Genomic DNA, 24,278 nt, shown 5'->3' with positions numbered 1-24,278 from the left:
GTTCAGGGCAGGTCGATATGGATGGGCCGCCGCGGCACGTTCGCGACGTCGAAGCCGACGAATGCCAGCAGCATCTGCAGCCCCACGAGCGTGGGCAGGGCCGCGAGCATGATCGTGCCCAGCGGCGTTGCCAGGCCCAGTTGAGCCGAGCGCCACCAGTGCACGCTGCCGAACACGACGCCGAACCCGAGCAGCGCCGCGCCGAAGACAAGCTCGAGCGATGCCACGGTCATGTCGCGCAGGAAATAGTTGTAAGCGATGCGCTTGAAGAAATTGCGCGCGTGCTTGGCGAGGAACTCGCCGACGATGCGGCGGATGCGCAGGTTGCTCACCTCGCTGCCGTAGGCGGCATCCATCGGCACGTCCACCACCACCGCGCGCACGATGTTCAGGCGGAACAGCATGTCCGTCTCGAAGAAGTAGCGGCGGCTGATCTTGTCCATCGGCAGGTGCTTCGCCACCTTGGCGTGGATGGCCGTGTAGCCGTTGGTGATGTCGAACACGTTCCAGTAACCCGTGGAGAGCTTGGCCATGAACGACAGCACCGCGTTGCCCACGAGGCGCATCGTGGGCATCTGGCCGATCTCGGTGAGGTCGTAGAAGCGATTGCCCTTGGTGTAGTCGGCCTGGCCGGCCGCGATGGGCCGCACGAAGCGCCATACGAGGGCCGGGTCCATCTGGCCGTCGCCGTCGATCTTGACCAGGATGTCGGCGCCGTCGGCGATGGCGGCCCTGTAGCCGGCCATCACCGCACCGCCCACGCCGAGGTTCTCGGTGTTGCGGACGACGACGACGCGGATGTCGTTGCAGTGCGCCTCGACGTGGTCGCCGGTGTGTTCCGGGCAGGCGTCGTCGACCACGTAGATGCGGCCGACCTCGCCCCCGATGCGCCCGATGACGTCGAGGATGTGCGCCTTGACGCGGTAACAGGGAATAATGGCGGCGATCTTTTCTTGCATCGGGCTTGGCGCTCGCGCCGGATTGTAAAGAACGCCTTGGGTTTCTCCGTTTCCGATCGTTCCGGCGAAGACGCCGCCATCGAAGGCCTGCGTGGCCTGGCGGCGCTCATTGTCGTCGGCTCGCACTACGCGCACCTCGTCACGGGCGCGCCCGGCGCGTGGGGCTTTGCCGCCACCGGCGTCGACCTCTTCTTCGTGCTCAGCGGCTATGTGTTCGCGCCGTACTTCTTCGGCCGGCCGCTGGCGTGGGGGCCGCACCTCGTGCGGCGTTTCTTCCGGCTGTACCCGCTGTACCTCGTGGCGCTGGCGCTGTACGTGCTGCTGAAGTTGCCGGACCCCGCCGCGACGAAGTACGTGGTGGACCACGTGTTCATGGCGCACACGCTGCGCTCACTCGAGATCGCATTCTTCTACAACGCGGCGTTCTGGAGCCTGCCGCCGGAGGTGGAGTTCTACCTGCTGCTGCCGGTGATCGCGGCGACGCTGCGAGGGCGGGCATTTGCCGCGCTGTTCGTGTTCGCGCTGCTGATGCACATGGCGCTCATCGCCGTGGCCCAGCCGGGGCAGGGCGTCACTTCATCGGCGATTGCGAGCGTGCACCTGCCCGGTGTACTGGTGGAATTCGCGCTCGGTGCCTGTGCGTGGCGCATCGCGCGCGAAGGCGGCGGACGCATGCTGCGTGTGTTGCTGGGATGCGTGGCGCTCGTGGCGATGTGCGCGGTGTACACGAAGTTCGTCGCACCGGACCCGAAGGCCGCGGCCGATGCGTGGCCCTGGATCAGCGGCAACATCGGCCTGGGCGCGGCGCTCGGCTACGCGCTCGTGGTGAGCGGCGTCGCAGCCCGGCCCAACCCGCAGGGCTGGCGCTTGCGCCTGTGCCTGCTGGCCGGCGAGCTGAGCTACGGCGTGTACCTGTTCCACAACGCATTGCCGCAGATGCGTGCGAAGTTCGGCTGGCCGATCGAGGGCTGGACGGCTGTCGGGTTGTGCCTCGCTGCGACTCTGCTCCTGGCTTGGGTGCTGCACCATGCACTGGAAGCGCCGGCGCGCAACTTCGGGCGCGACCTCAGCCGCCGGATCGCGGCGCGGCAACCCGCCTGAAGACCACCACGTCGATGTCGGCGGGCAGCACCGCCAGCAGCGGATAGGCGAGCACCACGCCAAGCCAGACGATGGGCGCCTTCCACCGGCCGCTGCGCACGGATGCAATGCGGGAATAGAGCCCCCGCACGCGCACGCTCGGCAGGTGGAAGGTGTCGATGGCTTCGAAGCCGTGGCGCGCGCCCAGCCGCGACAGGTTGGCCGCGTCGAAGTAATGCACGTGCGGCGACGGCAGGCCCTTCTGCCACATGCGCTCGAAGGAGCCGGGCAGGCCGAGCCGCTGCAGCAGCTTCGACGTGCGATAGAACACGCCGCGGCTGGAGGGCAGATTGACAACCAGCAGGCCGCCCTGCTCCAGCCGCTCGTGGCACGCGCGCAGGATGCCGGCGGCATCGGGGATGTGCTCGAAGACGTCGTTGAAGGCGATCGCGTCGAAGCGCTCGCCTTCGCGCAATGCCTGCGGGAAGAAACCGGGCCGCAGCGGCGCGCCATTGCGCTGCGCCTGGGCGCAGACGGCTTCGTCGGGTTCGATGCCTTCGGCCTGCAGCCCGCGTTCGGCGGCACGCTGCACGAACCAGCCGTGCGCGGCACCGACGTCGAGCAAGCGCTTGCCGGGCAGTTGCGGCACGAGGCGATCCAGCAGCTGCCGGAAATTCTGGTCGCGCAGCGCGCGCAGGCCGGTGTCCCGCTGCGCCTCGTCGAGTTCGTCGTGCGCGCTGCCCACGTTGATCGCGGGTTCGAGGTGCGCGCGCTCGTAGCCGCAGGTGGGGCACACGAGGTGCCAGGGCGCGAGACCTGTTTGCGGCGGGGCGTCGCAGCAGCAGCAGGTCTCGCGAGGCGTCATTCGGTGGCGCTCCGCTCGAACCAGGCCCACCGCGTGCGGCCTGCGATCCGCGCGGCATAGCCGGCGGGCTCCAGCAGTGCCCATTCTTCCCGCGTGAACGCCGCGGGCGCGCCCGGGCGGAAGATCGCGGGCATCGTCAGCGGGGACGGGCTGAAGGCTTCGATGCGCGCGCTCCCGCTCTGCTCATTGAAGTCGTCGAGGGTGCGGCAAGGGCGCGGCAGCACGTCGAACCACTCGGCCAGCGGCACCTGCCGCACGAACGCATCGAGGCGGCGCAGGCCACCGGTCGCGCGCCAGAACCCGGGGTACTGCTTGCGGAAGTAGACCTCGCGGGCCTGCATCATCAACGCACCCTTGAATGCCTTGTGGCGGTACTCGTGCACCGCGTCCGCCGCTCCGGTGACGCCCAGCCGCCAGCCGCGGCGGCGCAGCCGCAGCGACAAGTCGCTGTCTTCGTAGAACATGAAGTAGGCGGGATCGAAGAGACCGCCTGCCTCCTGCACCGCGCCGCGACGCAGGAGCAGCACGGCGCCGGCGATGAAATCAACCGGTGTAGTCGCGTGCGATGCGGCCATCGCGCGTTGCCTTGCGAGGTAGCGCGCCGAACTCTTCATCGTGAGGCCGCGCGCCCCGGGAGCGAGCGTCTGCGCGATCGTGACCCACGGTGTCTGCGGGAACGCCGCAGGCAGCAGGAAACTGCGTTCGGGGTTCCACCAGATGCGCGGCGAGAGGGCCGCGAGCCGCGCATCGGCCCGCATGGCATCGGCCAGCCGCAGCAGGTCGGCCGCCTCGATGCGCGCATCCGGGTTGAGCAGCAGGAAGAAATCCGCCTGCGAGCGTTCGAACGCGAGGTTGCAGCCGCGCCCGAACCCGAGGTTCTTCTGCGGCACGAGGAGCTGCGCGCCCGCGATGCTTGCAAGCGCGTCGGCCTGCGCCGCGTCCTCGCTGTTGTCCACGATCCAGAGCGTGCCGTGCGGCCATTCGCCGAGCGTGCGCACCGCCTCGCGCACGTCGTCGGCGCCGCGGTAGTTGACGATGCAGACGTCAACCGAGCCGGGCGAGGACATGCAGGCTTTCGGTGGCGAGGCTGTCGCGGTCGATCGCGATACCGGCTTGCCGCGCGGCAGCTGCGAACTGCTCGAACTCCGGCGGCAGCGAAGGCCCGGCGCGGCGCCACCGCATCGGCTCGAAGCCGGCCGCCTCCAGCAGCTCGCGCACGCTGCGCTCGGTGAAGAAGCGGATGTGCGTCGCGCAGAGGATGCCGACGGGCAGGTAGTCGAAGCGGCCCTGCGCGAGGTCGCGCACGACGGACCAGTGGCCGACGTTGGGCACGGAAACGAGTACGTGGCCGCCCTCGCGCAGGAAGGGGCGGGCAGCGCGCAGCAGCTCGCCGGGGTCGGTGACGTGTTCGAGGACGTCGAGGAAGCTCACGGCATCGAAGCGGCCATGCAGGGACGCATCGAGCTCCTGTAGCTTGCCACGCACGACGTGGACGCGGTCGTGCGGCGCGGCGCGCGTGGCGGCTTCGCTCGGTTCGACGAGCCAGGCTTCGCCGCCCCGCGTAACGGCAAACGCGCGCGCGAAGCCGCCTTCGCCGCCGCCAATGTCGAGCAGGGTCTTCACGCCCTCGGGCAAGAGTTCGAGCATCTCCATGCGATTCCCCTGCTGGTAGGCCGCGTACGAGTGGACGAAGGCGCGCGGTGCCTGCACGGCCGCGGCGCCGAACGCCGAAGGCAAGTCCGCCCAGGACAGTTGCGGCCGCTCGCGCAGCAGGTCGCGAGTGCGCGCCACGTCGAGCAGCATCGCAACGGGCGGATGCGCGGGCACGGGCGCGCTCACGGGCAGCGCGGTACGTCGCGCGACGTAGGTTTCGAAGTCGCCGAGCGTGGTGTAGCTGATGCCCCATTCGCCGGAGGCGTCTCGCGGATCGGTGGCCGTAACGCAGGCGGCTTGCGCCTCGTCCATGCATCGGGCCAGCTCGGGTGCGAGCGATGAGGTGGCGAGCAGCGAGGGTTCGAGCAGCACGAGCACGCGCGAGGCCGTGCACTCCGCAAGGAAGCCGAGTGGCGTGGCATCGGCCGCGTGCCGCTCGTGCCACTGCGAAAGCCCGACGCTGCGTCGCAGCTGCGGCAGGCCCTGCGCGAGCTCGCCGGAACCGCTCAGCAGGCTGTCCGTGATGACGAGCGCTTCGATATCCCCCGCGGAGCTCGCGACGCGCGGCATCGCGGTGATCAGGTCCGACGCCCACCAGCCACCTGGGTCGGCTTCGATGGCGGTTCCGAGGAAGCGATACGCCTTTGCGATCGCGGACTCGTCATTGGCGGAGCCGATCTCGCTCATCTCGATGCGGTACCGCTTGCCGCCCAGGTGCCGGCACACGAAAGCCCCGACGTCGCTGCCGGTTGCGCGCGCCATGCGCAGCGCGCCCCCCGCGAGCTCTCGTTTCGCGCCGAGGAAATCCACCGCCATCGCGGCGCCATCGGGCAGCACCGGCGCATCGCCGAGGATGACCAGCACCTCCTTGCGCTGGAGCATGCGGTAGAACTGCCGGCTGCCGGTCTCGTGGTCCGGCACCTTGCCGCCGATGTAGCGTTCCAGCGCGCGGTACTTCGCGTCGAAGTGGCGCTGCACCGCAGGGTCGACGCGCGGGTCGTGCGTGACCGACGACGACATGGAGTTGACCAACGCACCGCTCGCGCGCGCGAGGAAGGCGATGCCGAGGAAGAAGCTCTGGTAGTGCGGCGTGAGCAGGACGAGGCCGCGCTCGCGGTTCGAAAGCTGCTGCTTCAGGTCGAACGGCGCGACGATCTCGCACTCGAGTTCCTCGACGCGGCCTGCCATGGTGAGGCGCGATTCGTATTCGTCTCGGGCCTCGGCGACGAAGCGGCCGCGCGTCCACGCCGCGAGCTGGTCCTGGCTCGCGGAGGGCTGCAGCTCGCGGTACGCGCCGATGCAATGCGAGCGGATGTGGCGAAAGCCCAGGGCCATCGAGCGCCAGTCGCGGCCGAGGCGTGCATTCAGTTCACCTCGCAACGCGGCGAGGCGATGTCCCAAAGGGATCGGCAGCTTTGCGATCGCAGGCAACAGGTACGCGAAGTCGAGGTGGTGCGCGCGGCGCGCGGCCGCCCACGCCCATTGCTTCAGGACGTCGCGTACGGGCATTTCAGCGGAGGGAGTCGATGAAGCGTTCGACATCGCCAGGCCGTTCCACGGCCAGCCACGAGGTGTGCACCGGCAGCCGCGAAGCCCACTTCGCCTCGAAGGCGCGTCCGCTGCGCACGATGCGGTCCGCCATCGAAGGCGGGATCGGCGTGCCCGCGGGCGTGTCGGACCAGTGCTCGCAGTACGCGTCCACGACCGCGGCGCGCATGCCGCTTGCCTGCGCCTGCAGGACGATGTCGGTGCCGTAGAAATCGAAAGCGAGATCCGGGTCGAGCCGCAGGCCCGAATCCGCTCGCACTGCGAACAACAGCTCGTCCAGGCTGTCCACCGCGCAGGGCAGCGCGGCGCTCTCGCGCAACAGGTTGCCCCGATCCAGCACGTGCCCCGCGCGCGTGCTGCCCGACATGCCGTAGATGCCCGCGACGGCGAGGTCGGGGAAGGTACGCTGTGCCTCATCGAGCGCGGCAAGAAATCGCTCGTCCCAGCCCTCGGGCAGCACGACATCCTGGTGGACCCAGACGAGCCATGTGCCGGCGCTGGTGACCGAAGCCATCGCTGCGTTGAACGCTTCGGCAGCAGACGCGACATTGAAGTAAGCGACGAGCTTGCGCTTGCGCTCACGGATGCACGGAGATGCGAGCAAACGCTCGCGCAGCACATCCACGCGGCTCACGGCCGTCACGAAAACGAGTTGCTGCGCAGGCGTCATAGGAAATCGGTGTCGCCGCCCATCAGCCACCATGCGAGCCGACCGACGTCGGCTTCGGCCAGTTGCGACCGGCGCGGGATGCCGAGCCACGCCGTCACCTCGCTGTGCAGGATGCCGCTGGGGGCGAGCGATTGTGCCACCGCGGGTGTCGCCCAGGCGGTGAGGTATTGCGCGCCGGCCGCGTGGGCCTGCGCGCGGCAACACGTGCAGGCGAGCGGCATGTCCGAGGGCCGGCCGATCCAGTCGAGCCAATGCGCGGTGGGTTGCGCGAGGTCGAGGATTGCCACGCCGCGCACGGCCCGCGACCAAGCGCGGCGCAGTGCGAACGCTGCATGGTGCCGGCCGGGCCGCCGGAAGAAACGCCACCGCACGTAGTCGGCGTTGCGCTCGCCCACGACGAAGCGGCCGCACTCGGCCTGCATGTTCGACCACGCCGAGGCGATGGCGCTGTCGAATGCTGGTGAGCCTGCGTCGAGCGGCTCCCACCGCCACGCCCAGCCGGGTGCGGGGGCATGGGCCGTCATCCACGACAGCGAGTGCACCGGGCCGCCGTCCCAGAGCAGCTGCGTCTTCACCGCCAGCCGCAGGTGCCGCTCGCTCGGGAAACCGAATGCCACCGCATGCTCGCTGCCGACGTGACCGTCGTAGAACTTCTGCGAGACATGGAAGAACGGCCCGCGCCGCGTGAGCACGCCGCGCCATTGCGGCGCCACCATCACGTCGCCGATCTGGATGCCGGTGCGGCGCTCGCCTTCCTGCCACAAGGCGCGCGGGACGCCGCCGCAGTGGGCGACCAATCGCCCGTCGTGCCACAGGCCGCTGCCGAGGCCGTGGCCCTGGACGTACTTCCACACGTACCACCCGTCCGAGGCACCTTCGCCGAACACCTCGCGATGCAGCCCGATCAGCGCTGCGCGATCGTTGCGGCCCAGGTCGCGCAGTTCGAACTGCGCGCCGCCGATCTCGATCGCCGCACTCATGCCTGCCACTCGTGCGGCAGCGTCACCAGCCCCTGCTCCAGCCCCGACTGCGTCACGTGCAGCAGCACGCAGCGCTCGACCTGCTCGTACACGTGCACGCCGTCTTCGGTGATCAGGAAGGCCGTGACCCAGTAGTCGCCCTTGAGCAGCGGCACCTGCGTGAACACGATGCTCGCGCGCCCGCGCCCGGCCGCATCGAAGCGCAGCTGCACGCCGTCGTTGTGGCTCGACGCGCTGGCGACCGTCAGCCCGTTGGCGTCCGAGATGCCAAGGGCCACCGCAGGCACCGGCAGCGCCGGGTCGCAGGCGAAGTCGATGGCCAGCGTGAGGTCCGAGCGCGTGCTGTGCAGCGTGAGCTCGTTGCCGTGGTGGCCGTCGGCCGATGCGTCCACCCTGGTGATGCGCGCGGTGCCGGGTGGTGCGGAGGCAGCGGCGGGGGCTTCGGCGATCAGCGTCGGCGACATCGCCGCATTCAGGCTGGCCTGGTAGGCGCTCGTGACCTGGGCCGCCGGCCCGAACTGCCGCAACTGCCCGGCTTCGATCCACATCGCGCGCGAGCACAGCGCCTCGACCTGGTACATCGAGTGCGAGCAGAACAGGATGGTCTTGCCCGCCTCCTTGAGCTTCATGATGCGGTCGAACGACTTGCGCGCGAACGCGCCGTCGCCCACCGACAGCGCCTCGTCGATCACGAGGATGTCGGGCTCCACGGCCGTGGCCACGGCGAACGCGAGGCGCATGAACATGCCGCTGGAATAGGTCTTGACCGGCTGGCGGATGAAGTCGCCGATGTCGGCGAACGCGACGATGTCGGCGAGCCGCGCGTCGACCTCGGCGCGCGTGAGGCCGAGGATCGCCGCGTTCATGTAGATGTTCTCGAGGCCGGTGAAGTCGGGGCTGAAGCCGGCCCCCAGCTCCAGCAGCGCGGCCACGCGGCCGTTCACCTCCAGCTCGCCCGCGCTCGGCTGCAGCGTGCCGCACACCATCTGCAGCAGCGTCGACTTGCCCGCGCCGTTGCGGCCGACGACGCCGATCACTTCGCCGGGCCGGATTTCGAGATCGATGCTCTGCAGCGCGCGGAACTCGCGCGCGTAGTTGCGCCAGCGGCCCCACAGCAGTTGCTTCAGCCGGTCGGCGGGCCGCTCGTACAGCGAGTACGTCTTGCCCAGCCCGCGGGCGCGGATCGCGAACTCAGACGACATCCGGGAACCCCGAACGCACCTTGCGGAAGAACGCGGCGCCGGCAACCGCGATCGCGACGCAGACGATGAAGTTCAGCGCGAGCGAGCCCCACGCCGGCCACACACCTTCCAGCAGCACCTGCCGCGTCTGCGTGATCACGGGCGCGAGCGGGTTGACCACGAGCCACGGCCGCAGTGCCGCCGGCACGGCCTCGATGGGATAGAAGATGGGGCTGAGGAACATCAGGAAGCTCAGCGCCAGCGCGATGAGCTGCCCGATGTCGCGCACGTAGGTGCCGAGCGCCGCGAGCCACCAGCCGAGCCCCACCACGAGCGGCAGCATGGGCAGCCACACGAAGGGCAACGCGAGCACCGTCGGCGGGACGCGACCCGAATCCCACGCCCCGAGCGCGAGCAGCAGCACGAGCGCGATGACGAGATGCACGCCGGCGGACAGGGCGCTCGCCCACGGCAGCACCTCCAGCGGGAAGCGGACCTTCTTCACCAGGTGCGGCTGGTCCAGCACGAGCCGCGGCGCCCGGCTCACGCATTCGGCGAAGAAGTTGAAGACCGCCAGGCCCGCGTAGAGCCGCACGGCGAAGCCGAGGTCGCTGCCGCCCGAGTCGCCCCAGCGCAAGCCGAAGATGTGGCGGAACACGAAGGTGTAGACCGCGAGCATCAACAGCGGCGTGATGACCGCCCACGCCGCGCCCAGCCACGACTGGCGGTAGCGGGAATGGACGTCGCGGCTTGCGAACTGGCGGATGATGCCGGCGTGCTGCCAGGGGGCGAGGTAGGAGATCAGCGAGCTCACCGGTGATGTCGGGCGTGTGTCATGCCTTGGGCGGGTCCACCCGGCCTTCGGCGATGTCCTTCAGCACCTGCGGCTGCACGAGCCTGAGCGTGTTGCCTTCGCGCACCAGCAGCTTGTTGAGGAACAGCAGCTGGAACGCACGCGTGACCGTTTCGCGGCTCGCGTTGATCATGATCGCCATCTCCTGGTGGGTGGGCGCATTCACCACGCTGCCTTGCTGCTGCGGCAATTGTAGGAGCAACACGCACAGTCGCTGGAACGGGTTGACCAGGCCCAGCAGCGTGCGTTGCGCGGTGACCAGCCGCACGCGCTGCGCCAGGCGCGCCATCACGGCGCGCGCGAGTTCCGGGTGCACCGAGATGAGGTCGCGCGCACGCGGCGCGTCGAGAAAGGCCACCGTGGACTTCGCGGCCGCCACCACGAATTCGGACGAGGGCTCGCCGTCCACCACCGAGAGCTCGCCGAAGTAGTCGCCCGGGTCCACGAAGTACAGGCCCACGCTGCGGCCGTCCACCGTGAAGTCGATGCCCTGCAACCGGCCTTCGACGAGGAAGCCGAGCTCCATGATCGGGCTGTCCTTGGCCATCACCATGGCGCGGCGCGCGAAGGACCGGAGCGACATCGTTGCCGACAACGGCTCCAGGACTTCGCGGGGCAGGGGACGCAGCAGGGGGAACTGGCCAAGCAGTTGGAGCGAAACCGGCATGCGAGCGCGAGTTTAAGGGCCTGCGGCCTCGCCGGACTTGTGATGCCGCGCACAACCGCGCGGGGGCGGGCGGTGCAAAATGCCATCCGGACTCGAGCGTCCGCGGCCGCCGCGTGCGCTTGCGATCCCAAAGGTGAAACCATGAACTTTCCTACTTTCTTCGGGCGCGCCGCCCTCGCCGTGGCTGTGGCAGCCGCCGGCGTGCCGGCGCTGGCCCAGCAGGCCGCGGCCACCATCGTCGGCGAGGCCACGATGGTGATCGGCGTCGCGCGCCTCACCGGCGCCGACGGCAGCTCGCGCGGCGTCGAGCGCGGCACGCCCATCCGCGTGGGCGACAAGGTCGAGACCGAGGTCGGCGGCCATGTCCACTTTCGTTTCATCGACGGCGGCCGGCTGAGCATCCGCCCGTCCAGCCGCCTGCAGGTGGAGAGCTACAACAACGGCGGCCAGCCGGCGCAGCAGACGGCCATCAAGTTCCGGCTCGAAGAAGGCGTCGTGCGCTCGATCACGGGCCAGTGGGGCGAGAACGCGCGCGACCGCTTCCGCCTGAACACCCCGGTGGCCGCCATCGGCGTCAAGGGCACCGACTTCGTCGTGCGCAACGAGGGCGACAAGACCTCCGCGTCCGTCTACACCGGCACGATCAGCGTCTCGCCGCTGGTGGCGGGCTGTATGGGCACGCTGGGCCCCTGCCAGAGCGGCCAGGAAAAGCTGCTGTCCGAGGACATGAAAGGCCAGATGCTGGAGCTCAGCCGCCAGCAGACCACGCCGCAGCTCGTGCCGCTGGTGGACCTGATGGCGCAGCAGCGCCGCATGAACGCGGGCGAAGCGCAGGCGGGCAAGATGGAAAAGCCCATCACCGTGGCCGCCGCGGGCCGCGAGGAGCCCAGCGCCGACAAGGCCGTGGTCAACGAGTCGCGCTCGGCCGTGGTGGTGGCGTCAGGCAATGCCGTGGCACCCGCGGTGCCGCTGCCCGCTCCCCAGGTCAACCAGCTCGTGTGGGGCCGCTGGGAATGGGTCAAGCCGGTCGACGGCGACACGATCTCCCGCGTGTTCGAAGAGGCCACGCAGAACGGGCGCGTCTCCACCGTCGGCGACGGCGCGTACGGCCTGTTCCGCCAGGCTGCATCGGAGAACGCGCTGCTGCAGACGACCGACACGTCGGCCAATTTCCGGCTGCATTCGGGCGTGGGCCAGCTCGCCTACCAGCAGGGCCGTGACACGCTGCTCGACCCGGTGAAGGTCGACTCCGGCACGCTCAACGTGGACTTCACGAAGCAGACGTTCGCCACGCAGCTGAACGTGTCCGGCACGAGGATCGGCAACGAGTCGGTCACGGCCGCAGGCATCGTGCGGCCCAACGGCTACCTGCTGGGCCAGAGCGGCAACGCGTACGTGGCCGGCGCGCTCAGCGTCGACGGCAAGGAAGCCGGCTATTTCTTCCAGAGGTCCCTCCCGGCGGGTGCGCTCAGCGGCATCACGCTCTGGGGTCGCTGATTGACACGGCGCCGCGGCTGGGCCACGCACTGGGTGGCCGGCGCCGGACTGGCCGTCGCCGCCCTCCTGTGGGCGGTGCAGGCGCTGCTGTTCCCCGCCCTTCTTTCCGAAGCTGAGGAGCGCTCGGGCGACCTCGTCTGGCGCCTGACCGCCGAGCGCCGCGACGAGCGCCGCATCATCGTCGTCGACGTGGATGAGCGCAGCTTGCGCGAAGTGGGAGCTTGGCCCTGGTCGCGGGCGACACTCGCGAAGCTGTCGAACCAGGTGGCCGCGCAGGGTGCGAGCCAGCAGGTGTTCGACGTGGTGTTCACCGACCCGAAGGCGGACGACGAAGAGCTGGCCAAGGCCGTCTCGCGCAACTCCGCCGTGCTCGCCCAGGTTTTCGCGCTGCAGCAGGGCGGCAGTCAGGCCGTGGGGCAGCTGGGCGGCGCGCTGGACTGGAAGGCGTGCCCGGCGCCGTTCCAGGATGCGAGCGGCTACCTCGCCAACGCACCGAAGATCCGCAGCGACTTCGTGGGCCACATCACGCCGCGCCTGGATGGCGACGGCCTCGTTCGGCACGTGCCGGCGGTGATCTGCTTCCAGGGGCGCTCCTACCCGTCGCTGGCCGTCGCAGCGTTCATGCGTGGCACGGGCGAGCAAGGGCTCGCGCTGCAGCGCGGCGAGTCCCCCTTCGACGCGCCGTGGCTGCTGACTGGCAAGAACCTGCCCTCGGGCGCCGTGCCGCTCGATGGGCGCGGCGACCTGCGCGTGGCGTGGCGCATCCATCCGGAGAGCATCGTCAGCATCTCCGCGGCCGACGTGCTCGCGGGGCGCGTGCCGGCGGGGCTGATGTCGAATGCATGGGTGCTCGTGGGAAGCACGGCTTTCGGGCTGAACGACTCGATCGCGACGCCCTTTGCCGCCGCGGGCGCCGGCCTGCAGGTGCACGTGCAGCTGATGGCCGGGCTCATCGACGGCCGCACGCCTTACGAGCCGCAGGCCGCGGTCCTGTACCAGCTGGCGATGGCGCTGCTCGGGTTTGCGCTGCTCGTGCTGCTGGGGCGCGACGTGAAGCGCTTCCCCGTGTACCTGGTGCCGGTTGCCGCGCTGCTGTGGGCGGCGGCGCTGTGGGCGCTGCATTCGCTGGTGCTGTACCGCGGCTCGGTGTGGCTCGGCTGGATCCAGCCGGCCTTCTTCCTCGTCGTCGCAGGCGTGGCGATGGGCATCCTGCAGCACGCGAGGAGCCGCTTCGACCGCAACCGGCTCTTCACGCACCTCTCGAGCTACCTGCCCGCGCCGGTGGCGGCGGCATTGGCGTCGCAGTCGCCTTCGAGCGCGATCACGGCCAGCACGAACCTCGTCTCGGTGATGTTCGCGGACATCCGCAACTTCTCGGCTTACTGCGAAGCCCGGCCGCCGGAGGAATGCGCCGCGGTGCTCCACGCGTTCTTCTCGACGGCCGCGCGCATCGTCGAAGGCGAAGGCGGGGTGATCGAATCGTTCCAGGGCGATGCGGTGGTCGCCGTGTGGAACGGCGACCCCGGCGAGCCCGGAACGGCCGGCGCCGACCACGCGAAGCGCGCGCTGCAGGCCGCGGTGAAACTGCACGAGGCGATGCGCGGGTCGCTGCCGGATCCCGCCCCGGGCGGCCTCGAGCCGCTGGCCCTGGGCATCGGCGTCGAGACCGGCCCTGCCATGGCGGGATCGTTCGGCCAGGCGAGCCGCCGCACGCACATGGTCCTGGGCCGCACCGTCACCATCGCCAGCCGGTTGGTCGACATGACCGCCGAGCTGGCCCATCCCATCCTGGTCGGCGAGGGCCTCGCGGCGCAAGTGGGCGCCGCGGGGCTCGAGTCGCTCGGCACCTTCCTGCTCGAAGGGCTGCGAGTTCCCCACCATATATATGCTTACCCGCTGGTTTCGGCGCTCGGGAAGTCTTAGGCCGGCCGCAGGGGCCGCGTTGCTGCTGTTCGCCGCCTGCGCCCAGGCGGCGGATTGCCGCGCGCCCGACACCGCCGGCGACGAGACCACGCTGAACCTGCTGGTCCAGCGCGTGCCGGACTGCCAGCGCGACGCGGCTTTCCTCGCCGCGCTGGGCCATTTCCTGAACGAGCGCGGCCGGTACGTCGAGGCCGCGGACCACCTCGAACGCGCGCTGCTGCTGGAGCCGGGCTTCAAGGGCGCGCAGGTCGATTACGCCATCGCGCTCGCGGGCGTGGGCGACCTTGCATCCGCTCTATCGCTCGTGGAGAACCTGCTCGCCGAGAGCGACCTGCCGCCCGCGCTGCGGCCCGTGCTGGAACGGCAACGTGCCGGGTGGACCCGCGGCAGCGGCACGCAGATGCGGCTCGTGCTCAACACCCGCGTGGGCTACGACAGCAATTTGCTGGGCACGCCCAACCTCACGTCGCTGGCCCTCACGTTCCCGGGCCAGACGGTGGTGCTGCCGCTGGACGAGAGCTACAAGCGCAAGGGCGGAATCTACGGACGCGTGGACCTGCAGCTCGAGGCGCGCCGGGACAGCGGCCAGTACGGCCAGTGGGACGCTTTCGTGGGGCTGCGCAGCCGCCGCAGCGGCGCGGTCGCGGACGTCGGCTCGGACCAGCTCGATCTTGCCCTGCAGTACAACAATTACCAGCGCGCTCCCGGCAGGCGTGGCTTCTTCGCCGGTGCGTCCACATCGGTGCTGCACGCGCGCACGGGCCTGAACTATCGCGCTCGCTCTCTCGTCGCGGGGCTCGGCGCCACGCGGGCAGCCAGCGGCTGCGACGGCCGGCTCGGGCTCGACCTGCAGGAGCGCGACTACCTGAACAACCCCGTGTTGTCGGGGCGCTACTCAGGGTTTTCCTTGAACTGGACCTGCGACGGCAGCCGCCGTGTCCAGTGGCTGGCGAGCGTGCGTGCCGGCGTCGACCGCGCCCGCGACCCGCAACGCCCGGGCGGGGACCAGCACCAGTACAGCGCACGCGGCGCAGCCGTGTGGACCGGGGTCGGGCTCGGCGAGCGGCCGCAGGGGCAGGTGCTTGTCGATGCGGAGCTGAGTGTGTCGCGTGACCGCACCAGCTACAGCCCCCTGTTGGAGAGTGGGCGCTTACGTGAAGTGAAACGGAGTACCTTGCGTGCCGAGTACCAGTATCCGGTGTCGCGGTCGCTGCAACTGCTCGTGGGCACGGAGTGGGCGGTGCAGCGATCCGCGATCGTCCTATTCAGCAGCCGCAGCTGGGGGCCGTACGTTGCGCTGCGCAGTACCTGGTAAGCCGTCGGTTCGCATGCCGCGGAATCTGCAGGAGCGTGTGACCCGGGTCACTTGTCCCGGGTCAGTGGCCGAACCTACACTTCGGCACCAAGTTGGCAAAGGGCAACAGTCCGCTTGGGTCGCAAGACCTCTGTGTGATAATGCCCCGCGAACTTGTCAGGGTCGGGGACTCAATGGCTTGTCTTCTCACGAAGGTAAGCTCTTGGCCCTCGGTCTAACTGGTTTAGTTCTTCATTAACCTTCTAGAGGAAGATAAATGCCCGCACAAATCTTTGGCGCACCGGCAGCTGCGGTTCAGCTTTACATCGCCTTCTACGGCCAGGCTCCCAGCAACCCGATCTACAACAACCTGATCGGCGTGGCTGGCGCGTCCAGCACGCTGAACCTGGCGCTGACGATCGGCAACCAGTTCGCGACCGTGAGCGACTCGCTCCTCGCGACCAGCGTCCTGACCAACCTGGGCATCACCGCGACGACCATCCCGGCCGCTTCGTACACCGCCCTGCAGACGGCCCTGACCCAAGCCTTCGCCGCGTACCCCACGCAGCGCGGCATCGTCGTGCTGAACGCGATGAACATCCTGACGACCCTGGAAACCGACGCCACGTTCGGCACGGTCGCCCAGACGTTCAACCAGTCCGTCACGAACGCGTACGTCTACGCTTCGAACCCCAACAACGTGCAGACCCAGACCCTGGGTTCGATCACGACCACGTCGCCCCTGACCGTGAACGCCGGCGACATCGTCACCGGCACGTCCGGCAACGACAACATCAACGGTAACCTGTTCTTCAACACGCCGTCGGGCACGTTCTTCCAGACCATCAACACCGGTGACACCGTCAACGGCGGCGCGGGCACGGACACCCTGAACGCGGGCTTCAACAATGGCGCAGCGCAGACGATTTCCGCGACGCTGACCAGCATCGAGAACCTGGCCGTCAACGCCACGGCTGCCGGCGCCACGACGCTGGACATGACCAACGGTACCGGCCTGACGTCGGTGAGCGTTGCCAACGGCGCCGCCGGTGGTGACATCACGCTGACGAACCTCGGCACCGTCCTGTCGTCGATCTCGCTGAACGCCACCCAGTCCGGCCTGATCGTGACGAACACCGCTGCTTCCATCGCCGGCACCGCCGACACGGTTGCCGTGAACCTGTCGCAGGCTGCCACGCTGGTCCCGGGCTTCATCCCCCTGAGCCTGGCCGGCTACGAGATCGTGAACGTCACGACGACGGGCCCGTCCACGAACCGCATCAACGTCGACGGCTACTCCGCCGGCGCCACGTTCAACGTTTCCGGCACGCGTTCGCTGTCGCTGTCCAGCGGCGTGAGCACGAACCAGCTCACCGTTGACGCGACCGGCATGACCGGCACGGGCACGCTGACCGTCAACGCCAGCGGCGCGGCGAACAACGTCCGCATGACCGGCTCGGCCAACGGTGACACCCTCACGCTCGGCGCGAACTACACGACCGCCGACACGTACAACGGTGCCGCGGGCAACGACACGATCTCGATGAACGCCGTTTCCGCGGTCAACGTGACGAGCAACCAGACGAACCTGTCGAACCTCGAGATCCTCTCGCTGGCGACCGACGTCAACGCCACGGGTGCGGCGGCTACCAACGTGTACCTGCCGGTTGCCTTCGGCGGCGCGACGCAGCTGACGCTGGCCGCTACCGGCACCGCCGGCTACACGGTCAACTACGGTGCGGGCACTGCTGGCCTGAACCTGCGCGCCGGCCAAGCCGGTACGGCAACGGTGAACTCCAGCGGTTCCGCAACGAACGACGTGCTGAACCTGAACCTGGGCGTTGCCGACACCACCGGCAGCCTGGCTTACAACACGATCGCCAGCACCGGGTTCGAGACCATCAACGTCGCGTCGAACGGCGCCCTGGGTGCGACCAACACGCTGGGCACGATCACCCTGACGGCTACGGCCGCTCCGGAAGTCGTGAACTTCACCGGTGCGAACAACGTGACCGTTGGCGCCGTGACGGCCGACCAGATCAACGCCTCCGCGCTGACCGGCAGCCTGAACATGACCGCCGCTTCGTTCAGCGCCGGCCTCGCCGCTGGCGTCGCCGTGACGAACAACGGTGTGCAGATCACTGGCGGCGCCGCTGCCGACACGCTGTTCGGTAGTGACGGTGCGGACCAGATCGTGGGCGGCGCCGGCGCCGACCGCATCCTGTTCGGCACGAACGTGAGCCAGGGCGACATCGTCACCGGCGGTGACGGGGCCGACCAGTTCCGCTTCACGAGCAAGGTCCAGTCCTCCGGTACCGCGCAGATCGTGAAGATCACGGACTTCGTGGCCGGCACCGACAAGATCGGCCTGGTGGGCGCGGCTGCGGCCGACTTCACCGGCACCGCTCTGACGGGCGTGACGATGGCCGCTACGACGACCATCACGACGGCCGACACGCTGACGCAGGTTTACGCCAGCGCCGGTGCGGCTGCTGGTGGCGCCGCTGCGACGCCGGCTGCGAAGCTGGTCGTGGTCTCCGCCGGCCTGGCCGCGGGTACCTACCTGGCGATCGACATGAACAACGACGGCACGATCACCGCTGCCGGCGGCGACATGCTGATCAACATCACGGGCGTCACTGGCACGGTTACCGCCAGCGACTTCGTGTTCGTCTGATCGACCACGACAGTTCCGGGGCTTCACGGCCTCGGTCAGTTCGAAAACCCCGCCCGCAAGGGCGGGGTTTTTTTATGAGATGAACGCGCACTACGAAGCCGCTTTGGCACTTTGGCAGGCAGGCCGGCATGAAGAGGCCATCGGCGAACTCGGACTCGCCGTCGAGGCGCAGCCCGACGAAGTCCTGTACATCGCGAACCTCGCTGCAGCATTCATCGAGACGAGGCAATGGCCGCAGGCCGAAGCTGCTGCGCGTCGTGCCTTGGCTATCGAGCCGGGTCGCGCCGAATCATGGTTCGGCCTTGGCAACGCGCTGGCCGGCCAGCAGAAATGGCTGGACGCCGCGCAGGCCTATGAACGCGGATACGCGTTGAACAGCAGCCTCCCGAACGCCGCACTCGTCACCGCCGAGGCGTTCACGGCCGCCGGCCGGGCCCTCGCAACTGCGGGCTTCGCGCACGAAGCGCACGCAGCGCATGCGCGCGCCGCGCAACTGGTGCCGGGCAACGCGGCAGGGATGAACAACCTCGGCAGCGCATGGCAAGGTCTCGCGCGGTACACGGAGGCCATCGAGAGCTACACAGGCGCGATTGCCGCTGCACCAGAGGTGCCGATTTTCCGCTCCAACCTCATCGTCGCACTGAACTACTCGCACTTGCATGGGCCTGCCGACGTCAAGTGGGCCGCGATCGAGTTCGACACGCACTGTGCCCGGCACCTGCGCGCCACACGGGTCCACGAGAACGATCGGGACCCCGGCCGGCGCCTGCGCGTGGGCTACGTCTCGCCGGACTTGCGCCGGCATGCCGTCGCGTACTTCCTGCTGCCGTTGCTCGAAAACCATTCGAACGAGGTCGAGGCCGTCTGCTACAGCAGCTCGAAAGTCGTGGACGAGTGGACCTCGCGGCTGAGGCAGGCCTCGTCGCAATGGGTCGAATGCGCCGACTTGGACGACGCGCAGCTGGCCGAGCGCATCCGCAGCGACCGCATCGACGTGCTCGTCGACCTCGCCGGCCACACCGAGGGCAACCGCCTGCTCGTGTTCGCGCGCAAGCCCACGCCGGTGCAGCTGAGCTGGCTCGGCTATGTGCTCACGACGGGGCTCTCGGCGATGGACGCGCGGCTGACCTACGCCGTCACCGATCCCGAAGGCACCGACGACGACTACACCGAGCGCCTTGTGCGGCTGGAGGGCAGCATGTGGGGCTATCGCCCGCTGCCCGGCATGCCTGAGCCCGCGCCGCCGCCATACCTGCGCAAGGGCTGCATCACTTTCGGGCACCTCAACCGCTACTCCAAGGTGTCACAGCCCGCACTGGAATGCTGGGCTCGCATCCTGCACGAGGTGCCGGGCTCGCGGCTGGCGATCGGCCTGCCCCAAGGCGCTGTCCGCACCGAAGTCGCGCGCTTCTTCGAAAACCGCGGCGTGGCGGCCAATCGCATCGACGCGTACGGCGCGATGGCGCACGACCGCTTCTGGGCGATGCACGCCGAGATCGACATCGCGCTGGACCCGTTCCCCTTCAACGGTGGCACGACGAGCTACGAGACGCTGTGGCTGGGCGTGCCGCTCGTCACGTGCACCGGAGAGGGCGGCGGCTTCGCGCCGCGTTTTTCCAGCCGCATGGGCAAGGCGTTGCTCCAGGCCGTCGGGTTGCCCGAACTCGTGGCTGCCACTCCCGAAGAGTACGTTGCGATCTCGGTCGCGCTCGCTCGCGACCCGCAGCGCATGGAGCGGCTGAGGCATGAGCTGCGCGAGCGCATGAGACGATCCCCGCTGCTCGACGAACCCCTTCACGCCCGAAGCATCGAGGCCGCGTACCGGAAGCTCTGGCGCGAGTGGTGCCAACGCCCTGCCGGATAATCCTCGCATGCCCACTTTCCTCCATGTCGGCTGCGGGCCGAAGCACAAGGAGCACACGACACGCGGCTTCAACCAGCCGCACTGGCAGGAGCTGCGCCTCGACATCGACCCGACCGTCACGCCGGACCTCGTCGGCACGATGACCGACATGTCCGCCGTTGCCAGCGGCAGCGTGCAGGCGGTCTTCTCCAGCCACAACATCGAGCACCTCTACGCGCACGAAGTGCCGGTGGCCCTGGCCGAATTCCTGCGCGTGCTGGACGACGACGGCTTCGCGGTGATCACGTGCCCCGACCTGCAGTCGGTGTGCGCGCTGGTCGCGCAGGACAAGCTGACCGAGCCCGCGTACAACTCGCCGCTGGGCCCGATCGCGCCCATCGACATCCTTTACGGCCATCGCGAGCCGATGGCGGCAGGCAACCTTTACATGGCGCACCGCTGCGGGTTCACGCAGAAGGTGCTGGATGCGACGCTGCGCCAGGCGGGCTTCGGCACCGTTGCCACGCTCGCGAGGCCCGAGCGCTTCGACCTGTGGGCCGTCGCCACGAAGCGCGAGCGCCCGCACGACGAAGTCCGCGCGATCGCCGTGCAGCACATGCCGGTCTGAGCCGCGCATGCGCCTTCTCTTCGTCCACCAGAACTTCCCCGGCCAGTTCAAGCACCTGGCACCGGCGCTCGCGGCGCGCGGGCACGAGGTGGTGGCGATGACGATGAAGGCCAACCAGCCGGCGCAATGGAACGGCGTGCGCCTCGTGCCGTATGCCGTCGGCCGTGCGAGCACGCCGGGCATCCACCCGTGGCTCATCGACGTGGAGACGAAGGTGATCCGCGGCGAAGCGGCATATCGCGCCGCGCTGCAGATGCGCGAGCAGGGCTACACCCCCGACGCGATCGTCGCGCACCCCGGCTGGGGCGAGAGCCTGTTCATCAAGGACGTGTGGCCGCAGGCGCGCCTGGGCATCTACGCCGAGTTCCACTACCACCCCGAAGGCGCGGACCTCGGCTTCGACCCCGAGTTTCCCGGCACCGACGACGCGTCGGCGCCCCGCATGCGGGTGAAGAACATCAACAACCTGCTGCACTTCGAGGTCGCCGACGCGGGGCTGTCGCCGACGCGGTGGCAGGCCGATGCCTTCCCGGGGCCTTTCCGCGACCGCATCACCGTCGTCCACGACGGCATCGATACCGCCGCGCTCGCGCCGAACCCCGGCGTCAAGCTCGCGCTCGACGGCCACGAGCTCACGCGCGCCGACGAAGTGGTCACGTTCGTGAACCGCAACCTCGAGCCCTACCGCGGCTATCACGTGTTCATGCGCAGCCTGCCCACGTTGCTGCGCGAGCGCCCGAACGCGCGCGTCCTGATCGTTGGCGGCACCGCGACCGGCTACGGCCGCGCGCCGCCGCAGGGTACGACGTGGCGCGACGTGTTCCTGGCCGAAGTGCGGCCGCGGCTTCGCGAGGAGGACCTCAAGCGCATCCATTTCCTCGGCAGCCTGCCGTACGACAAGTTCGTCGCGCTGCTGCAGCTGTCCACGGTGCACGTGTACCTCACGTACCCGTTCGTGCTGAGCTGGAGCCTGCTCGAGGCGATGAGCATCGGCTGCGCAGTGGTGGCCAGCGACACGGCGCCCGTGCGCGAAGCCATCCGCGACGGCGACAACGGCGTGCTGGTGCCGTTCTTCGAGCCCGAACGATTGGCCGGCGAAATCGCACGCCTGCTGGCGGATCCGGCTGCACGCGGCCGCCTCGGGGCGAAAGCCCGCTCCGATGTCATCGAACGCTACGACCTGCTCACCCGCTGCCTGCCCGCGCAGGTGGCCTGGGTGGAAGGACTCGCCCGCTAGCGTTTGCCGGACTTGGTGCGCTTGCGTGCTTCCGCGCGCCGCTGGGCGCGGTTCTTCGGCAGCTGCGGCTGGGGCAGGCCGTCGCTGACGAGCGCACGCAACTGGCCGGCCAGCGCATCCGCGAACTGGCCTCGCAGCAGCCGCTCCTTCAGGGCAGCCAGGGCTTCGCCGCCGTAGCCCTCGGCCTCCACCTGCGCGATCAGCGTCTGCGCGTCGGCCATCCGCCCGGCCTCGATATCGGCGGCAATCGAGGCGAGCAGGGCGGGGTCGGGTTGCTTGGTGGTGTCCGGCATCACACGATTATCGAAAAATGCGGATGGACCCCGGGATATTCATATAGGAAGCACTACAATCCCGCCTTCCTATATGAATGCCCAGCTGACCATCGCCCTGGACACGACGCCGGAGCAGACCGAGCGCCTGATCGCGCTGCAGGCCGCCTTTGCGCAGGCGTGCAATGCGCTGGCGCCGCTGGTGCAGCAGACCCGCACCTGGAACCGCGTCACGCTGCACCACCTGGCCTACCGCATGCTGCGCGAGCGGTTTCCGCACATCGGCTCGCAAATGGCCTGCAACGCCATCTATTCCGTGTCGCGCACCAGCCGCCAGGTTTTCCAGCACCCGGGCAGCCCGTTCAACATCGCGCGCCTGGGCGATCGCAAGCTGCCGCTGCTGAACTTCACCGGGACGGCGCCGGTGTATTTCGACCGCCACACGATCAGCGTGCGCAACAAGAAGCTTTCCATGTACACGCTCGACGGCCGCATGCATTTCAGCCTGGCGCTGCACCCGGAGGCGGAGGCCGCCTTCCACGAGCGCAAGTTACGTGAAATCGTGCTTTCGCGGGATGCGCAACAGCGCTTTCATTTGACATTCTCGTTCTCCGCGCCCGAAGAAGACGCGGAGCCGGCGGCGGCAATGCCCGCCGCGCTGCCCGATTACGTGATGGTGGAGGCCACGCAATGACACCGGTACGCCCCGGGCCCTCGGGCCCTTCGGAGCTGCGCGAAGCGCTCGAATCGCTCAAGCCCACCTTCCTGCGCGTGTTCTGGTTCAGCGTGCTGGCGAGCCTGCTCGTGCTCATGCCCAGCTGGTACATGCTGGAGGTCTACGACCGCGTCGTGAACAGCCGCAACCACCTCACGCTCACGATGCTGACGCTCATCCTGCTCGCGGCCTTCGTGCTGATGGAGGTGCTGGAGTGGGCGCGCGCCGAGATGATGACGGCGGCCGGCATCGCCTTCGACACGCGCCTGCGCGATCGCGTCTTCACCGCCATGTTCGAGGCCAACCTGCGCAAGCTGCCCGGCGCCACCGCGCAGCCCATGAACGACCTGCGCACGATCCGCGAGTTCCTGCCGTCGCCCGCGCTGCTGGCCGCGCTCGAGGCGCCGGTGTCGATCGTGTTCCTCGCCATCCTGTTCGCCATCCACCCGGTGCTCGGGTGGTCCGCGCTGGTCGGCGCACTCGTGCAGGCGCTCATTGGCTGGCTCAACGAGCGCGGCACCAAGCCGCCGCTGGTGATGGCCAACCGCATCGCGATCGAGGCGCAGCAATATGCCGACGGTTCCCTGCGCAACGCGCAGGTGATCGAGTCCATGGGCATGATCAAGGACATCCACCGCCGCTGGATGGTCAAGCAGCGCATGTTCCTCAACCTGCAGGCCGTGGCTTCGGACAAGGCCGGCGTGTGGCAGGCGCTCGGCAAGTTCACCTCGATCACGCTGTCCTCGGCGCTGCTCGGCCTGGGCGCGTGGCTGCTCCTGCGCAACGACCTGCGCGGCGGCGGCGGCATGATGATCGTGGGCTCCATCCTCGGCGGCCGCGTGCTGCAGCCGGCGCTGGTGGTCGTGGGCCAGTGGCGCAGCGTCGTGAACTTCCGCGATGCCTGGCGCCGGCTGGACCAGATGCTCTCCTTCCTTCCGCCGCCGGCGGAAACGATGAAGCTGCCCGCTCCGCGTGGCGCGCTGGTGGTCGAGGGCCTGATGGCCGGCGCGCCCAACAGCCAGGCCATGATCCTGCGCGGCGTGCAGTTCGCCGTCTCGCCGGGCGAGGCGGTCGCGGTGGTCGGCCCGTCCGCCTCCGGCAAGACCACGCTCGCGCGGCTGCTCGTGGGCCTGTGGCCCGCCGCTTCCGGCAAGGTGCGCCTCGACGGCGTGGACGTGTTCACGTGGGACAAGTCGCAGCTCGGGCCGCACATCGGCTATCTGCCGCAAGGCATCGAGCTGTTCGACGGCACCATCGCCGAGAACATCGCGCGCTTCGGGCAGGTGGAGCCGCACAAGGTTGAGGCCGCCGCGAAGCTCGTGGGCGTGCATGAATTCATCCTGGCCCTGCCGCAGGGCTACGACACGCCGGTCGGCCATGAAGGCGCCGTGCTCTCCGGCGGCCAGCGCCAGCGCATCGCGCTCGCGCGCGCCCTGTACGGGGACCCGGTCTTCGTCGTGCTGGACGAACCGAATTCCAGCCTCGACGACGCGGGCGACGCAGCCCTCGCGTCTGCCGTCACGGAGATGAAGAAGCGCGGCACCACGTTCGTCGTCATGACGCACCGCACGAGCATCCTCGCCGTCGTGGACAAGATGCTCGTCCTGCGCGACGGCCAGGCGCAGGCCTTCGGCCCGCGCGACGAAGTGCTGCAGGCCATCGCCCGCGCCGCGCAGGCGCATGCACAGCAGGCGCCCGCACGTCCCGCGAACCCCTTCACCGCAGCCGTGGCCTGA

At 69.1% G+C, this 24,278-nt stretch carries 20 protein-coding genes; 10 read left to right on the top strand and 10 right to left on the bottom strand.

All coding sequences use genetic code 11. The features are described 5' to 3' along the window. Positions 1–2: 2 nt before the first annotated feature. Positions 3–959 carry a glycosyltransferase family 2 protein gene (locus tag H8R02_RS09855; protein ID WP_187081229.1) on the bottom strand — a complete coding sequence of 319 codons (957 nt, stop codon included), beginning with the start codon at positions 957–959 and terminating at the stop codon, positions 3–5. 36 nt (positions 960–995) lie between these two features. Here H8R02_RS09855 and H8R02_RS09850 point away from each other — a divergent pair, with 36 nt between their 5' ends. Next, positions 996–2,060, top strand: a complete 1,065-nt coding sequence (locus tag H8R02_RS09850) for an acyltransferase family protein (RefSeq protein ID WP_187081228.1) — start codon at positions 996–998, stop codon at positions 2,058–2,060. On the opposite strand, the gene H8R02_RS09845 is transcribed toward H8R02_RS09850, so the two are convergent. Genes H8R02_RS09845 through H8R02_RS09810 form a run of 8 tightly spaced genes read right to left on the bottom strand, consistent with a single transcriptional unit; the run spans position 2,026 to position 10,456 of the window. Beyond that, complete coding sequence (locus tag H8R02_RS09845) at positions 2,026–2,904, bottom strand: class I SAM-dependent methyltransferase (protein WP_187081227.1); 879 nt, start codon at positions 2,902–2,904, stop codon at positions 2,026–2,028. The two genes, H8R02_RS09850 and H8R02_RS09845, sit on opposite strands and share 35 nt — an antisense overlap. Next, positions 2,901–3,971, bottom strand: a complete 1,071-nt coding sequence (locus tag H8R02_RS09840; RefSeq protein ID WP_187081226.1) for a glycosyltransferase — start codon at positions 3,969–3,971, stop codon at positions 2,901–2,903. Before H8R02_RS09840 ends, H8R02_RS09845 begins: the two co-directional genes overlap by 4 nt. Then, entirely contained in the window at positions 3,949–6,066 is a 2,118-nt protein-coding gene (locus H8R02_RS09835; protein ID WP_187081225.1) for a methyltransferase domain-containing protein, read from the bottom strand. The genes H8R02_RS09840 and H8R02_RS09835 overlap by 23 nt, the downstream gene beginning before the upstream one ends. A gap of 1 nt (position 6,067) precedes the next feature. After that, positions 6,068–6,775: a hypothetical protein gene (locus tag H8R02_RS09830; protein WP_187081224.1), complete on the bottom strand. Its 708-nt coding sequence runs from the start codon at positions 6,773–6,775 to the stop codon at positions 6,068–6,070. Continuing rightward, on the bottom strand, positions 6,772–7,755 hold the full coding sequence (locus H8R02_RS09825; protein ID WP_187081223.1) for a GNAT family N-acetyltransferase: 984 nt from the start codon (positions 7,753–7,755) through the stop codon (positions 6,772–6,774). Before H8R02_RS09825 ends, H8R02_RS09830 begins: the two co-directional genes overlap by 4 nt. After that, on the bottom strand, positions 7,752–8,957 hold the full coding sequence (locus H8R02_RS09820; RefSeq protein ID WP_187081222.1) for an ABC transporter ATP-binding protein: 1,206 nt from the start codon (positions 8,955–8,957) through the stop codon (positions 7,752–7,754). Before H8R02_RS09820 ends, H8R02_RS09825 begins: the two co-directional genes overlap by 4 nt. Continuing rightward, entirely contained in the window at positions 8,947–9,750 is an 804-nt protein-coding gene (locus H8R02_RS09815) for an ABC transporter permease (RefSeq protein ID WP_187081221.1), read from the bottom strand. The genes H8R02_RS09820 and H8R02_RS09815 overlap by 11 nt, the downstream gene beginning before the upstream one ends. Before the next feature lie 19 nt (positions 9,751–9,769). Next, positions 9,770–10,456: a Crp/Fnr family transcriptional regulator gene (locus tag H8R02_RS09810; RefSeq protein ID WP_187081220.1), complete on the bottom strand. Its 687-nt coding sequence runs from the start codon at positions 10,454–10,456 to the stop codon at positions 9,770–9,772. 141 nt (positions 10,457–10,597) lie between these two features. Between H8R02_RS09810 and H8R02_RS09805 the strand changes: the two genes are divergently transcribed. The 7 genes from H8R02_RS09805 (at position 10,598) to H8R02_RS09775 (ending at position 21,555) form a co-directional block, all read left to right on the top strand. Then, positions 10,598–11,953 carry a FecR family protein gene (locus tag H8R02_RS09805; RefSeq protein ID WP_187081219.1) on the top strand — a complete coding sequence of 452 codons (1,356 nt, stop codon included), beginning with the start codon at positions 10,598–10,600 and terminating at the stop codon, positions 11,951–11,953. Next, the gene (locus H8R02_RS09800) at positions 11,954–13,876 is read left to right on the top strand and encodes a CHASE2 domain-containing protein (protein ID WP_187081218.1); all 1,923 of its coding nucleotides are present in this window, start codon (positions 11,954–11,956) and stop codon (positions 13,874–13,876) included. A 19-nt stretch (positions 13,877–13,895) separates the two neighbouring features. Next, on the top strand, positions 13,896–15,191 hold the full coding sequence (locus tag H8R02_RS09795) for a tetratricopeptide repeat protein (RefSeq protein ID WP_187081217.1): 1,296 nt from the start codon (positions 13,896–13,898) through the stop codon (positions 15,189–15,191). Positions 15,192–15,447: 256 nt separating this feature from the next. Next, positions 15,448–17,847, top strand: a complete 2,400-nt coding sequence (locus H8R02_RS09790) for a beta strand repeat-containing protein (protein WP_187081216.1) — start codon at positions 15,448–15,450, stop codon at positions 17,845–17,847. A gap of 79 nt (positions 17,848–17,926) precedes the next feature. Next, positions 17,927–19,711 (top strand): O-linked N-acetylglucosamine transferase, SPINDLY family protein, encoded by a 1,785-nt coding sequence (locus H8R02_RS09785; protein WP_187081215.1) that lies wholly within the window; start codon positions 17,927–17,929, stop codon positions 19,709–19,711. Positions 19,712–19,718: 7 nt separating this feature from the next. Beyond that, complete coding sequence (locus H8R02_RS09780; RefSeq protein WP_187081214.1) at positions 19,719–20,318, top strand: class I SAM-dependent methyltransferase; 600 nt, start codon at positions 19,719–19,721, stop codon at positions 20,316–20,318. Between the two features lie 7 nt (positions 20,319–20,325). Beyond that, a complete protein-coding gene (locus tag H8R02_RS09775) occupies positions 20,326–21,555 on the top strand; it encodes a glycosyltransferase family 4 protein (RefSeq protein ID WP_187081213.1) in 1,230 nt (409 codons plus the stop codon). Here the strand turns inward: H8R02_RS09775 and H8R02_RS09770 are convergent. Then, positions 21,552–21,848, bottom strand: a complete 297-nt coding sequence (locus H8R02_RS09770; protein ID WP_187081212.1) for a hypothetical protein — start codon at positions 21,846–21,848, stop codon at positions 21,552–21,554. The genes H8R02_RS09775 and H8R02_RS09770 overlap by 4 nt on opposite strands. Before the next feature lie 73 nt (positions 21,849–21,921). Here H8R02_RS09770 and H8R02_RS09765 point away from each other — a divergent pair, with 73 nt between their 5' ends. Together H8R02_RS09765 and H8R02_RS09760 are read left to right on the top strand one after the other, a co-directional pair. Next, positions 21,922–22,521, top strand: coding sequence for a hypothetical protein (locus tag H8R02_RS09765; RefSeq protein ID WP_187081211.1), 600 nt, complete (start codon positions 21,922–21,924; stop codon positions 22,519–22,521). After that, a complete protein-coding gene (locus H8R02_RS09760; protein ID WP_187081210.1) occupies positions 22,518–24,278 on the top strand; it encodes a type I secretion system permease/ATPase in 1,761 nt (586 codons plus the stop codon). Before H8R02_RS09765 ends, H8R02_RS09760 begins: the two co-directional genes overlap by 4 nt.

The sequence above is a fragment of the Ramlibacter albus genome (assembly GCF_014297445.1).
Classification (GTDB): Bacteria; Pseudomonadota; Gammaproteobacteria; order Burkholderiales; family Burkholderiaceae_C; genus Ramlibacter; species Ramlibacter albus.
Note: the sequence above shows the minus strand (reverse complement) of the source record. Positions and strands in the feature narration are given on the sequence as shown.

Excerpts from the sequence above, each read along its gene's own strand:
- H8R02_RS09855 (WP_187081229.1), bottom strand. The coding sequence starts at position 959 with ATGCAAGAAAAGATCGCCGCCATTATTCCCTGTTACCGCGTCAAGGCG.
- H8R02_RS09845 (WP_187081227.1), bottom strand. The coding sequence starts at position 2,904 with ATGACGCCTCGCGAGACCTGCTGCTGCTGCGACGCCCCGCCGCAAACA.
- H8R02_RS09840 (WP_187081226.1), bottom strand. The coding sequence starts at position 3,971 with ATGTCCTCGCCCGGCTCGGTTGACGTCTGCATCGTCAACTACCGCGGC.
- H8R02_RS09835 (WP_187081225.1), bottom strand. The coding sequence starts at position 6,066 with ATGCCCGTACGCGACGTCCTGAAGCAATGGGCGTGGGCGGCCGCGCGC.
- H8R02_RS09830 (WP_187081224.1), bottom strand. The coding sequence starts at position 6,775 with ATGACGCCTGCGCAGCAACTCGTTTTCGTGACGGCCGTGAGCCGCGTG.
- H8R02_RS09825 (WP_187081223.1), bottom strand. The coding sequence starts at position 7,755 with ATGAGTGCGGCGATCGAGATCGGCGGCGCGCAGTTCGAACTGCGCGAC.
- H8R02_RS09820 (WP_187081222.1), bottom strand. The coding sequence starts at position 8,957 with ATGTCGTCTGAGTTCGCGATCCGCGCCCGCGGGCTGGGCAAGACGTAC.
- H8R02_RS09810 (WP_187081220.1), bottom strand. The coding sequence starts at position 10,456 with ATGCCGGTTTCGCTCCAACTGCTTGGCCAGTTCCCCCTGCTGCGTCCC.
- H8R02_RS09805 (WP_187081219.1), top strand. The coding sequence starts at position 10,598 with ATGAACTTTCCTACTTTCTTCGGGCGCGCCGCCCTCGCCGTGGCTGTG.
- H8R02_RS09790 (WP_187081216.1), top strand. The coding sequence starts at position 15,448 with ATGCCCGCACAAATCTTTGGCGCACCGGCAGCTGCGGTTCAGCTTTAC.
- H8R02_RS09785 (WP_187081215.1), top strand. The coding sequence starts at position 17,927 with ATGAACGCGCACTACGAAGCCGCTTTGGCACTTTGGCAGGCAGGCCGG.
- H8R02_RS09780 (WP_187081214.1), top strand. The coding sequence starts at position 19,719 with ATGCCCACTTTCCTCCATGTCGGCTGCGGGCCGAAGCACAAGGAGCAC.
- H8R02_RS09775 (WP_187081213.1), top strand. The coding sequence starts at position 20,326 with ATGCGCCTTCTCTTCGTCCACCAGAACTTCCCCGGCCAGTTCAAGCAC.
- H8R02_RS09770 (WP_187081212.1), bottom strand. The coding sequence starts at position 21,848 with ATGCCGGACACCACCAAGCAACCCGACCCCGCCCTGCTCGCCTCGATT.
- H8R02_RS09765 (WP_187081211.1), top strand. The coding sequence starts at position 21,922 with ATGAATGCCCAGCTGACCATCGCCCTGGACACGACGCCGGAGCAGACC.
- H8R02_RS09760 (WP_187081210.1), top strand. The coding sequence starts at position 22,518 with ATGACACCGGTACGCCCCGGGCCCTCGGGCCCTTCGGAGCTGCGCGAA.